11 protein-coding genes are annotated in these 12214 nt (G+C 45.3%); all 11 read left to right on the top strand.

Going from position 1 to position 12214, the window contains the following annotated elements; genetic code table 11:
• Window positions 1–309 precede the first annotated feature (309 nt).
• Entirely contained in the window at window positions 310–765 is a 456-nt protein-coding gene (locus tag IPJ02_07680; GenBank protein ID MBK7375426.1) for a GNAT family N-acetyltransferase, read from the top strand.
• A 35-nt stretch (window positions 766–800) separates the two neighbouring features.
• Window positions 801–1676, top strand: a complete 876-nt coding sequence (locus IPJ02_07675; protein MBK7375425.1) for a YicC family protein — start codon at window positions 801–803, stop codon at window positions 1674–1676.
• Between the two features lie 28 nt (window positions 1677–1704).
• Window positions 1705–2208: a gliding motility lipoprotein GldH gene (locus tag IPJ02_07670; GenBank protein ID MBK7375424.1), complete on the top strand. Its 504-nt coding sequence runs from the start codon at window positions 1705–1707 to the stop codon at window positions 2206–2208.
• Window positions 2209–2274: 66 nt separating this feature from the next.
• On the top strand, window positions 2275–3117 hold the full coding sequence (locus IPJ02_07665; GenBank protein MBK7375423.1) for an outer membrane beta-barrel protein: 843 nt from the start codon (window positions 2275–2277) through the stop codon (window positions 3115–3117).
• A gap of 167 nt (window positions 3118–3284) precedes the next feature.
• The gene (locus IPJ02_07660; protein MBK7375422.1) at window positions 3285–4748 is read left to right on the top strand and encodes a hypothetical protein; all 1464 of its coding nucleotides are present in this window, start codon (window positions 3285–3287) and stop codon (window positions 4746–4748) included.
• Window positions 4726–6432, top strand: coding sequence for a T9SS type A sorting domain-containing protein (locus tag IPJ02_07655; protein MBK7375421.1), 1707 nt, complete (start codon window positions 4726–4728; stop codon window positions 6430–6432). The genes IPJ02_07660 and IPJ02_07655 overlap by 23 nt, the downstream gene beginning before the upstream one ends.
• Window positions 6433–6525: 93 nt before the next feature.
• Window positions 6526–7284 (top strand): isoprenyl transferase, encoded by a 759-nt coding sequence (locus tag IPJ02_07650; GenBank protein ID MBK7375420.1) that lies wholly within the window; start codon window positions 6526–6528, stop codon window positions 7282–7284.
• A 120-nt stretch (window positions 7285–7404) separates the two neighbouring features.
• Window positions 7405–10131 carry an outer membrane protein assembly factor gene (locus tag IPJ02_07645; GenBank protein MBK7375419.1) on the top strand — a complete coding sequence of 909 codons (2727 nt, stop codon included), beginning with the start codon at window positions 7405–7407 and terminating at the stop codon, window positions 10129–10131.
• Window positions 10132–10155: 24 nt separating this feature from the next.
• Window positions 10156–10668, top strand: coding sequence for an OmpH family outer membrane protein (locus IPJ02_07640; GenBank protein MBK7375418.1), 513 nt, complete (start codon window positions 10156–10158; stop codon window positions 10666–10668).
• A gap of 79 nt (window positions 10669–10747) precedes the next feature.
• Window positions 10748–11287: an OmpH family outer membrane protein gene (locus IPJ02_07635; protein MBK7375417.1), complete on the top strand. Its 540-nt coding sequence runs from the start codon at window positions 10748–10750 to the stop codon at window positions 11285–11287.
• 64 nt (window positions 11288–11351) lie between these two features.
• Window positions 11352–12173 carry a glutamate racemase gene (gene murI / locus IPJ02_07630; protein ID MBK7375416.1) on the top strand — a complete coding sequence of 274 codons (822 nt, stop codon included), beginning with the start codon at window positions 11352–11354 and terminating at the stop codon, window positions 12171–12173.
• Window positions 12174–12214: the final 41 nt, after the last annotated feature.

Below are 12214 nucleotides of genomic sequence, written 5' to 3'. Positions count from 1 at the left end.
TGAAATCAATGGTTTCATTCACAGATCCGGTCATTGAATAGAAGAAGAGATCAACGAATGACCTGCACCGGTTAAAAAAGATGCTGCCGTTCTGCCTGAAAAAAAATGTTCCTTATCCACAGGGCAAAAAAAAATGTTAATAAAAAATTCCGGAAATATTTTTTGGTTAGGAAAATTTCTTTTTAATATTGTGTAGGGAATTTGGTTCCCGGTACTTACTAACCCATCTATATAGCAAAGCCTGGCAGTCAAAAGCCGGGCTTTATTATTTTTATTACTTGTTGTTTTTAATTTTATAATGCATGTCACATGAAGATTCAGGAAACAATAAAAGATGATTTTATCATCAGCACCGATAAAGCAAAACTGGATGTGGAATTGATTCATCATTACTTATGCCATGAAAGTTACTGGGCAAAAAATATCCCGATGCCGGTGGTTGAAAAAAGTATTGAAGGTTCTTTTTGTTTTGGAATTTATCATGGCAGCAGGCAGGTGGGCTTTGCCAGGGTGATCACCGATCATGCCAGCTTTGCATACCTGGCAGATGTTTTTGTTATTGCGGATTACCGGGGCAAAGGCTTGAGCAAATGGCTGATGGGAACCATTATGAACCACCCGGACCTGCAGGGCCTGCGCAGGTGGTTGCTGGCCACCCGGGATGCACAGGGCCTCTATGCACAGTTCGGGTTCACCCCGCTTGATAAACCAGACCGGATCATGGGCAGGAGACCTTTTGAGGAATATCCGCAAATCAACTCATAACTTTATCCTGTAACTTGCAGAAAAATAAAAATCACATGCTTAAATCAATGACGGGTTTCGGAAGGGCAGAACAGACTGTAAACGAGAAAACATTTCTGGTAGAGATAAAGGCACTGAACGGAAAGCAATTTGAACTGCAGCTGAAATTGCCACCGCTGTTGCGGCCTTATGAATTTGAAATAAGGAATGCGCTGCAGGAAAACCTGGTAAGGGGTACCATTGATTGCACCATCACCATCAAGCAGAACGGAACTTCAAAACCGGTGAATATCAATACCGATCTCATCAAGGCATATTACCACCAGATAGAGAACCTGGCAGCGGAATTAAAGATCGATACCAATTCCGTTTTAAGTGCATTGCTCCGGTTGCCCGAAGTAGTGACCCCTACCAACGATGTTTTAAGTGAAACCGATTTTGATGATTTTAAAAAAGTGCTGCAGGGGGCATTGAATGACCTGAACCTGCACCGGGTGGAGGAAGGGTCTGTTCTGGAAAAAGACCTTGTAAAACGCATCACCAATATCAATGAACAGGAAGAGGCCATATTGAAACTGGAGCCAAACCGTAAAAAAAGGATCAAAGAAGAGATCAACCAGCTGCTGGAAAAAAACGTGGGCAAGGAGAATATTGATAACAACCGCATGGAGCAGGAACTGATCTACTACATGGAAAAGATAGATATACACGAGGAGCAGATCAGGCTCCGGCAGCACTGTGAATATTTCCGGTCGATCTTACAGGAGCCGGAAGAAGGCAAAGGCAAAAAATTGTCTTTTATTTTACAGGAGATCGGCAGGGAGATAAATACCACCGGCAGCAAAGCCTATGATGCCGACATTCAGAAATGTGTGGTTAAAATGAAGGATGAACTGGAAAAGGCCAAGGAACAGGTGTTGAATGTATTGTAAAAACAGGCAAAAATTATCGTTTCATTCAATGAACCCCACCTATAAACATAAACGTAAGATCTGCTTATTACCCATTGCCTGTTGCCTGTTCCTCATCACATCCTGCAAACAGACGGAGATTTTTGAGCAGAACACCGTGATACCGCAGTATGAATGGAAAAGCGACTTTACCGCCACGGGTAGTTTCCTGGTCACCGATACAACTTCTTATTACAGCATTTACCTGGTATTGCGGCATACCGATGCATATAAGTACAATAACATCTGGCTTAACATTGGGTTACAGGCACCCGGCGACAGCCTTTTTAAACAAAAAGTTGACCTGAAACTGGGCGATGATGCCAATGGATGGGAAGGGGCCGGTATGAATGACATATGGGAAGTGAGAAAATTGCTGAATGGCAAGCCACGCAGGTTCCGGAAGGCGGGTACCTATCACTTCAGTATAGCGCAGATCATGCGGGATGATCCGCTGCTGAATATCATGAGTGCCGGGTTAAGGATCGAAAAGAAAGAACCCAATAAAGATTAACATTGCCTTGGGCACAAAATCCGCTGCAACCCGTTTTTTTCGAAACAATTCTTTATTTTGCATATTATGAAAATGAAATTCCTGATCATTTTGTCCGTAACCCTGGTGGCTTTAAATGCCAGTGCCCAAAATGAGCGTTATGAATATGTACAGAAAGGAGAGTTTGGCATCACGGTCGGTGCCGCCCATTATTTTGGAGACCTGAATACCCGTGCTGCCATCAACAGACCCAAGCCGGCAGTAGGTGCATTTTTCCGCAAACAGTTTGGTAATTATGTTGGGCTGCGTATCAGCGCCCATTATGCCCAATTGGGTTACAGCGATACATACAGCAAGAACGAATATCAAAAGTCAAGGAACCTCAGTTTCAATTCCAATATATGGGAACTGGCTTTACAGGGAGATTTCAATTTCTTCAAATTCATTCCCGGAGACCCGTATTACCAGTTCACTCCATATATAACATTGGGTATAGGCGCATTTACCTATGATCCGTATGCATACCTGAACGGTAAAAAAGAATTTCTGAGGCCGCTTGGTACCGAGGGCCAGTTGATTGGCTATGACGGCCGGAAACAATACAGTACCCTGGCCATATGCATTCCATTGGGCGTAGGTATCAAGTACAATATCACCGACAGGCTGAACCTGTCTTTTGAGATAGCCCATCGGTTTACCACCACCGATTATTTAGACGATGTGAGTACCACCTATATCGGGGCCAGCCGGTTTGCCCCATTATCCACAGCCGGATTATTGCAGGACCGATCCTATGAAATTGACCCGGATAATATTATCGGCGTTGAGGGCAGGCAACGGGGCTGGAGTAAGCAAAGGGATCAGTATATCATTGCTGAAATAGGACTTTCTCTTAATATCAGCAGCTATAAATGTCCGGCAGCAAAATAATTGCAGCAATAGATTTTGTTTTTAAATAAAAACGTCTATTTTTACAGTCCCTCAAGTAACGCAGATAAACCCCCTTATCTGATATATCCCAACCAAAGAAGAACAACGTGTAAATCCTTGTATTTCTGTGATGAGACCATAGTTTCAATCCGCACAAACATTAAACTATGGCGTTCATTCGCTGCTGCTTTACCACAGCGGTATTGGCTTTTTGTATGTTCATTACAAAGGCACAGACCGTGTACTATCCGCAAGGAGCTTCTCAGTTGCTCAGGTCAACTGCAGAGGATGCAGCTATGCTGTTACAGAAAGCAGTGCGGAGCAGCCAATTCACCATACAGCCTTACAACAGCATACCGTCTTCAGGAATAATTTTAATTTACGATTCAACCATTACAGATAACCAGGCCTGCATCGTGCAAAGCGACGGGGCCGGGTTCATAAAATTCTCTGCTTCGCAGGATAATGGATTGTGCTTCGGGGTATACCAGTACCTGCAAAACCTCGGCTTCCGGTTTTATCAGCCCGGGTCCATTTGGGAGATCATTCCTGTTTTACATTCGGCTTATAAGAAGTCCGACAGTGTTTATACAAACAGTTTCCGGTATAAGACCTGGGTGGTCAGTGGTGGCCACAACCGCTGGGCGATGGATAACAATACCTCATTCAACTGGGATACCTATTTTGGTGATAATGGCCATAACTGGGCATTGTACCAGCGCCGCAACGGCATGGCGGGCGCTTACCGTTTTGCAGGGCACCGGGGCGATATCATGACGGGAAATTACCTTTCTGCTTTGCAAAACAACCCATGTTACGTGGCATGCTTCAATAATTCACGGGCAGCAAATACCCAGTCGGTTCCGGATGTTAACAGCCAGGCGTCTATGAGCCTGTGGGCAACAACCATTGAGCAGAAATATACCCAGTACAGGAATAATATTTTCAGCAACAAGGCCCTGTATGTAAATCAATACAGGAACTTTGAGTATGCATACCGGTATATAGGTATTGAAGTGCCGGATGGGGCCAGGTGGGGAAATACAAAGGACAATACCGGGTGCCAGAACACAGGGTATTCAACGGAAAGCGACCAGCAGTTCACCCTGGCTGATTTTACCGCCCGGCGCATCAACGCTGTTTACCCCGGGATGCGTTTCCAGGTATACGCGTATTCAACACATGCAGATGTCCCTTCTCCCGGCATTTCCATCAATGATAATATTGATGTTCAGCTGATACCTTCGGTTTACCAGAACCTGACCAGTACCAACGGGCTGAGGAAACGCTGGTTTGAGCGGACCAATAATATTTCTGAATACAATTATCTGAACCTTTCGAACTGGAGTGGTGAAACACCGGCCTTTTTCCTGAATGATCTTAAAGCAACCGTGCAGATCGCAAAAGATAAAAAAAGCCAGGGGTTGGTTTGGGAAGCATCTCCTGCAAAATTTGCAAGCCTGCCCTACTTACTGGCAGCCAACAATTCTTTATTGAATGATAAGATCTCAATAGACAGCACCCTGCAGGAATTCTGTAATAATATGTTTGCCGCTGGAGGTAAAACAATTTACAGCCTGCTGCAGTTCTGGACGGACGAAAAAAAGCATGGCAGGGGGTATCTCCGGTAAGTACCGGATCCCCATGTACCTGCAAATGGTCGAAGACGCAGAAAGAAAGACACTGCATGAACCGGAAGTGGTAAAGGAGAGGCTCCGTGAGTTGAAGGCATATATACACTATATGGTACTGTATTTCGACTGGGCCGCAGACCCGCGGCCTGCCATCGCAAAAATGGATAAGGCAGCAGCATTATGCATTTACCTGGCAAAAACAAACAGGCTGCAACTGGTGAACAGTTATTATCTTATTGCAGTAATTGCCAGCAGGTACCCGGCAGGAAGCCCGTTCCATGTTCAGTATAATAACGTAAACGGGTCTGCATACCAAAATGGCAACCTGCCTTTAATAACTTCAGCAGAAATTGATACTCATTTTCAAAGCGATCTGGCAGCTTTTGGCGGGACTATCCGTGATCATAAGTTTGAAGCCGCTTCCTTTGTAAAGGATAAGTTTGATGCCGGCAATATCCGCCCCCTGAAAAAGATCAATGTTCAACTCAAATACACCAGCGGCCAGGATTATTACAACCGCAGTGAATTCATGATACAGGCGCCTGCTGCCGGAAGTTTTACCATCATCTATAAGCCCGCTTTCGATATGGCGGGAAAGGGATATATCAATTTCACCGTTGAATCAACCGAACGGGCACTGGATGTGATCAACGATTTTTCGCTCAGCAGGAATTCTCCGGCGGGTAGCCTGATGATACCGCTCCCTTCAGCAGGCAGCTATAAACTGACCGTTACTTCCAGATACCAGTCTGCCGTGGACCTGGAGATCCTGACCAATAAGAATATCTTTTACAAGAGCGGGGCCTTTTTTGGAAAGGCAACAGAGATCTATTCCGGTGACTTAGCCAGTTTGCCCGGATATTTTTACATACCCGCCGGGATAAGCAAACTGTATTTCAGCATGAGTAACAGTTATGCTGCCGGCAGCGGGTTTGCAACAGAAGAAAAAATAAATAACGCATTTGCTTTTATAGATCATAACAGTAAATCTTTAAAAGCACGGTTCGTAACCCCCAACGATTCTTCTTTATTTTTTATTGATATTCCTGCAGAGAGTAAGGGCAGGTTTTGCAGGATCACGAAAAAGGGGAACTATGACCTGGTGTTTGCCAACATCAGTAACCATTTATGGTATGCCGAACCAAAGCCTGCCCCATGCAGTAATGCCAATTTCAGCATTTCTGTCATCAACCGCAATGGCAATTGTATTACCCAGCTGGTTGCTGCTTCAAACTCCGGTCAGCTGGAGTGGGAAGTCTCCGACATGGGCCGTACGCTGCGGTTCTCAAACCAGGTGGTGGTGGAATTGCCCGATTACAGTTCTCCGAATGCAATGGTAACTTTGTCAAACGGGGTTGACTGCATCGTAACAAAACGTATCGGCGATGATGCGGATTATCTCAAGGCCAGGCAGGCCTGTGCCACGGGTGCCCCGTTACCTTCAAAGACGTCAACCCCGGTATTATACCCAAACCCGTCGTCAACAGGCGTGTTCAACTGCCTTCAAAACGGGGCTGTGTTAACGGCCAATGAGATCACTGTCATCAATACCCAGGGCACCAGGGTTGGTAATTTTAAGAATGTTAAACAGTTTGATATCAGTAAAGTGCCGGCCGGCCTTTACCTGTACAAGGTCATGGTGAACGGAGAAGAGTTTACCGGTAAGTTGATAAAGCTGTAAGATTTAACCCTAAAAAGCTTATTCCAGCTAAAATTTATTACTTTTGCCCGCCCAAGTCACGCTATGAGCGTGACTACTCATTTTTAGCATTTTATGAGCCTGAAAGAGAAAATAGATATACAGCGGCTGCCGAGCCATATTGCCATTATCATGGATGGCAATGGCAGGTGGGCAATGGAAAAAGGCGAAGACCGTCTGTATGGGCATATGCATGGAGTGGAAAGCGTGCGGGATGTGGTGGAAGGCGCTGCGGAATTGGGTGTTAAATACCTTACTCTTTATGCCTTTAGCACGGAAAACTGGGAGCGGCCTGAATATGAAGTTAGCGGGTTGATGGAACTGCTGGTGGATACCATTCACAAAGAAGTGCCTACCCTCAATAAGAACAATATCAGGCTGCATGTGATCGGTGACATCGGTATGCTGCCCGAAGCGGCAAAGATCGAATTAAGAGAGGCATTGAACGAGACCAGTAAGAATACCGGTTTAAACCTTATCATGGCCCTTAGTTACAGCAGCCGCTGGGAGATCGTTCATATGGTCAGGCAAATTGCAGGCGATGTAAAAGAAGGGAAACTGAATGCGGATTCGATCACACAGGAAACGATACAGCAATACCTGGCAACACATGCTTTCCCGGACCCGGAATTAATGATACGGACAAGCGGGGAATACCGGATAAGCAACTTTTTATTATACCAGCTTGCCTATTCTGAATTGTATTTTACCAATACTCTCTGGCCCGATTTCAGGAAAGAAAACCTGTATGAAGCGATACTGGATTACCAGGGAAGAGAAAGGCGTTTTGGGAAAACCGGGGAACAGATAAAGAACGAGGAAACCGCTGGTTAACAATACGTTCCAAAGATTGAAAATACCCGTTCCCGATACTCGTTAACGCAATGATTTAGGATGAGGTTAACAAATAGTTTTAATTAATGGGCTTAATTTGCCGCACGTAAAAACCAATTGATGCAGAGGATCTACAAAGGATTTTTTTTTATTGCCACCCTGATATTTAGCAGCCAGTTTGTTTCGGCCCAGAACGACACCATCCCTGTATCGGTTAACCCGGAATTACAAGCCATATTCAATTCAAAAACGCCGAAGGAATATATCATTGCCGGCATTCATGTTACCGGAACCAAAGCATTTGATCCCAACCTCATTATTTCCATTTCGGGCCTTGCCGTTGGCGATAAGGTTCAGATCCCCGGTACCGATGTTTTTGGGAAGGCCATTTCCAAACTGTGGAGACAAAACCTCATTTCAGACATCGAGATCAGCTTTACAAGATTGGAGGGCAAGGACCTGTATATAGAAATGGCCCTTACCGAAAGGCCCCGGCTTGCTGATTTTAAATTCCTGGGGATAAAAAAGGGAGAAAAGGATGACCTGGAACCCAAGGTTGCCCTGGTGAAGGACAGGGTGGTGACAGAGAACATGAAACTGAGTGCCATCGAGGCCATACGGAAATTCTATTATGGCAAGGGTTACCGTAATGTAGATATCCAGTTGAAGGAAGAGCCGGTCACCTTCATGAATAATGCAGTTTCGCTGATCTTTACGATCAGCAAGGGACGGAAAGTACGTGTTAATTCCATCAACTTCAGCGGTAACAACAGCCTTGCAGCCAAGAAGCTGAAAAAGCAGATGAAAGACACCAAGGAAATGAACCGCATTACCCTTTTCCCGGTGGTGATCAAAAATCCGTTCGGTGATACGGTATCAAAAACCTCGTTCAAAGAATATATCGGTAAAATGGATTTTCTTTCCATTACCAAAACCGGGGATTATGTTGACCCCTATTTCCGGATAAGGGGATTCAGCGGCGCCAAATTCAATGAGACCAAATACATACAGGATAAAGAAAAGGTACTTGACTATTACAACTCCAAAGGTTTCCGGGATGCTGTCATTCTGAAGGACACTTCAATAACCGATGTGAGAAATAACCTGAACCTCTTCATCAAAATGGAAGAAGGAAGAAAATATTATTTTGGCAACATTGTATGGCGCGGGAACACCAAATACGGCGACTCTCTTTTGAATGCCTTACTGGGTATCCAAAAAGGGGATATCTATAACCTGGAACTGTTGAACAAACGCCTGGGCAAACAACTTTCTGCCGAGGGTGCCGATATCGGAAGTCTTTATATGGACGATGGATATCTTTTCTTCCGGGTAGACCCGGTGGAAACAGCCGTATACAATGACACCATCGATTTTGAGATACGTATGACAGAAGGCCCGCAGGCCACGTATGGCAACATAACCATCTCAGGCAATAAGAAGACCAAGGACTATGTCATCCGGAGAGAATTAAGAACCGTACCCGGTGAAAAATTCAGCCGTTCGGACATCATCCGTACCCAACGGGAACTGGGCCAGCTTGGATTCATCGATGCGGAGAAGATCAATCCGAACGTGGTGCCCAATGCCGAAAACGGTACCGTGGATATCAACTGGGGCATCGAAGAAAAATCGGGCGACCAGCTGGAATTGTCTGCCGGTTTTGGGGGTGGCATCGGCCTCACGGGAACACTCGGTGTTTCCTTCAATAATTTCTCCATTAAAAACATTACCAAACGGTCTACCTGGGATCCGCTGCCATCCGGCGACGGGCAAAAACTTACGGCAAGGATCCAGTCCAATGGTAAGGCTTTCCGCTCTTATAATTTTTCATTTACCGAGCCATGGTTGGGCGGAAAGAAACGTAATTCTTTTACCATTGCGTACTCCAATACCAAATATGCCAATGCATACGATCAGTTTGGAAGCTATTGCCGGAAATGCGGGGATACTTCCTATATCAAGACCAGCAGTTTCAGCATTGGTCTTGGAAAACAGCTGAAATGGCCGGATGATTATTTCAACCTTATTTATTCACTCAACGTTCAGCGATACAAGCTTCGCAATTATTCAAACATATTCCAGGGTATCAGTAACGGTACATCAACCAATATCAGCCTGAAAGTATCCCTGGTGCGTAACTCAGCCGGGCCAAATCCCATCTTCCCTACCAGCGGATCCAACTTCCTGCTGAGCGGGCAGTTTACCCTTCCGTATTCACTCATGGGCATCACGTCAGCTTCCGACAACAGTTACCGCCTTCCTGAATTCCATAAGTGGCGTATGAACGGGGAGTGGTATGTGCCGATCGGCATGGCAAGAGGAGAAGAAAAGAACAAACAGTTCATTTTAAAAGTAGCCGCCAAATACGGGTTCATTGGCCGGTATAATAAAGACATCAGTATTTCACCGTTCGAACGGTTCCAGCTGGGTGATGCAGGCCTGAGCAATAACTTCGCCCTCCTGGGATATGACATCATCGCACACCGGGGGTACCCTGTTTATGATAAATCAGACCCACGGGTAAACCCGGATGGCATCACCCCATCACAATTCTTTACTATTTTCAACAAGTATACGGTTGAGCTGCGTTATCCGTTCAGCACCAGTGCCGGAAGTACAATATACGGACTGGCGTTTTTTGAAGCGGCAAACGGGTGGTATAGTTTCAAAGATTATAATCCCTTCAAGTTACGCCGTTCGGCAGGATTGGGATTGCGTTTCTTCCTGCCCATGTTCGGCCTGCTGGGCTTTGATTACGGCATAGGCTTTGACCGGTATAACCAGACCAGCGGATTTAAAGGAGCAGCCAAGTTCACATTCATGTTGGGACAGGAACCCGAGTAATTGTCAATCATAAAAAGAGTAACAATGAAAAAGATTTTATTCATCGCCTGCTGTGTAATGCTTACCGCATTTACCGCCACGGCACAACGGTATGCAGTAATTGACTCTAAATACATTTTAGATAAGCTGCCGGAATACAAGGATGCCCAGAAAATGCTTGACCAGTTCAGCGAGCAATGGCAGCAGGAAATAGACCAGAAACAGGCGCTGGTGGACAAGATGTTCAAGGAATATGATGCCGAGCAGGTAATGCTGAGTGATGTGCTGAAAAAGAAAAGGGAAGATGAACTGTATAACAAGGAAAAAGAACTGAGGGACCTTCAGAAAAAGCGGTTTGGATTTGAAGGCGACCTGTTTAAAAAAAGACAGGAGCTGATAAAACCTATCCAGGACCGGGTTTATAATGCCGTTCAGAAACTGGCCGTTGAAAAACAATATGATTTCATACTGGATAAAAGTGAAGGAATTACCGTTATCTTTGCCGACCCCAAACTGGACAGGAGCGCCGACGTATTGAGGAATCTGGGTGTTAAATAATATCTAAATAGTTGCCCCGGGGCAGCTATTGTGACTGAAAAACAAACTATAAAACAAACCAATAAATAGTAAAACAAAAATGAAAAAGTTAATCGTAGGAGCTGTGATGGCGTTCAGTGCTTTAAGTGCCTCAGCACAAACAAAGATCGGTTACATTAATACCGATGTATTGATCAGTTTAATGCCCGAAGCAGCCAAAGTGGATTCCCAGTTAAGGGAATACCAGCAATCCCTCCAGTTACAGGGACAAGCCCTTCAGATCGATGCAGATAAAAAAAGGGATGAATATTTTAAAGATTCGGCTACGCTTTCTGCCAGCATGAAAGAGATAAGAAGGGATGAACTTGTTAAGCTGTTCACCCGTTTACAGAACTACGACCAGGAAGCCCAGGAAAAGGCCAGCAGGTATGCCCAGGATAAGATTGGCCCTGTTCGTGATAAAGCGATGGAAGCGATCAAGAATGTTGCAAAAGAGAAAGGCTATTCATATGTATTGGATGAATCCACCAATTCACTGCTAGTTGCACCTCCGGGCGATGACCTGTTGGCTGCGGTTAAGGCAAAACTTGGTATAAAGGACCCGGCCCCAGCAGCGAAACCTGCCGGCGCCAAGAACTGATCTTTTAAAAAAGAATAAACGCAAAGCCTCCCGTTACTTCGGGAGGCTTTGTTATTTTTGGTAAATGAAGCAACAGCCCATTGGTGTTTTTGACAGCGGGTACGGCGGATTGACCGTATTAAAGGAAATAACAGCCAAACTTCCGCAGTACGATTATATCTACCTCGGCGACAATGCCAGGTCTCCGTATGGTACACGGAGTTTTGAGACCGTGTATGAATACACACTGGAATGCGTAAAGTGGTTATTTAACCAGGGGTGTACGCTGGTGATACTTGCCTGTAACACCGCTTCTGCAAAAGCGTTGCGGTCCATTCAGCAAAATGACCTTCCAAAAATGGATGCCGGTAAAAGGGTGTTGGGGGTTATCAGGCCCACTACCGAGATCATCGGCCAGTTCACCAAAACCGGTGAAGTGGGTATACTGGCTACCAGTGGTACCGTGATCTCAAACTCGTACCCGATCGAGATAAATAAATTTTATCCCACGATAAAGGTTTACCAGGAAGCATGCCCCATGTGGGTGCCCTTGGTGGAGAATAATGAATACAACTCACCCGGGGCCGATTACTTCATACAAAAGAATATTGGCAACCTATTGGGCCAATCGGGCCGTATCGACAGCATTTTACTTGCCTGTACCCATTACCCGCTTCTGATGGAGAAGATAAAAAAGGCGGTGCCGCCCGGCATGAGCATATTGTCCCAGGGGGAAATAGTGGCCGAAAGCCTGAAGGACTACTTGAGCAGGCATAAGGAGATCGATGCGGATTGCAGTAAAAATGGCCAGATCGCTTTTTTTACCACTGATTCCACCGAGGATTTTGACAGTCATGCCGCCATTTTCTACGGAAAGCCCGTACAATCGGCCCATTTGGCGCTTTAAATGGCAAAAAAGCTTCAAATTACTGGTTTCCGATACCTTGT

This window comes from Chitinophagaceae bacterium, assembly GCA_016710165.1.
GTDB lineage: Bacteria > Bacteroidota > Bacteroidia > Chitinophagales > Chitinophagaceae > Ferruginibacter.
Note: the sequence above shows the minus strand (reverse complement) of the source record. Positions and strands in the feature narration are given on the sequence as shown.

Bases quoted from the DNA above. Each gene is read 5' to 3' on its own strand.
- IPJ02_07680 (MBK7375426.1), top strand. From the start codon at position 310: ATGAAGATTCAGGAAACAATAAAAGATGATTTTATCATCAGCACCGAT.
- IPJ02_07675 (MBK7375425.1), top strand. From the start codon at position 801: ATGCTTAAATCAATGACGGGTTTCGGAAGGGCAGAACAGACTGTAAAC.
- IPJ02_07670 (MBK7375424.1), top strand. From the start codon at position 1,705: ATGAACCCCACCTATAAACATAAACGTAAGATCTGCTTATTACCCATT.
- IPJ02_07665 (MBK7375423.1), top strand. From the start codon at position 2,275: ATGAAAATGAAATTCCTGATCATTTTGTCCGTAACCCTGGTGGCTTTA.
- IPJ02_07660 (MBK7375422.1), top strand. From the start codon at position 3,285: ATGGCGTTCATTCGCTGCTGCTTTACCACAGCGGTATTGGCTTTTTGT.
- IPJ02_07655 (MBK7375421.1), top strand. From the start codon at position 4,726: ATGGCAGGGGGTATCTCCGGTAAGTACCGGATCCCCATGTACCTGCAA.
- IPJ02_07650 (MBK7375420.1), top strand. From the start codon at position 6,526: ATGAGCCTGAAAGAGAAAATAGATATACAGCGGCTGCCGAGCCATATT.
- IPJ02_07645 (MBK7375419.1), top strand. From the start codon at position 7,405: ATGCAGAGGATCTACAAAGGATTTTTTTTTATTGCCACCCTGATATTT.
- IPJ02_07640 (MBK7375418.1), top strand. From the start codon at position 10,156: ATGAAAAAGATTTTATTCATCGCCTGCTGTGTAATGCTTACCGCATTT.
- IPJ02_07635 (MBK7375417.1), top strand. From the start codon at position 10,748: ATGAAAAAGTTAATCGTAGGAGCTGTGATGGCGTTCAGTGCTTTAAGT.
- murI (MBK7375416.1), top strand. From the start codon at position 11,352: ATGAAGCAACAGCCCATTGGTGTTTTTGACAGCGGGTACGGCGGATTG.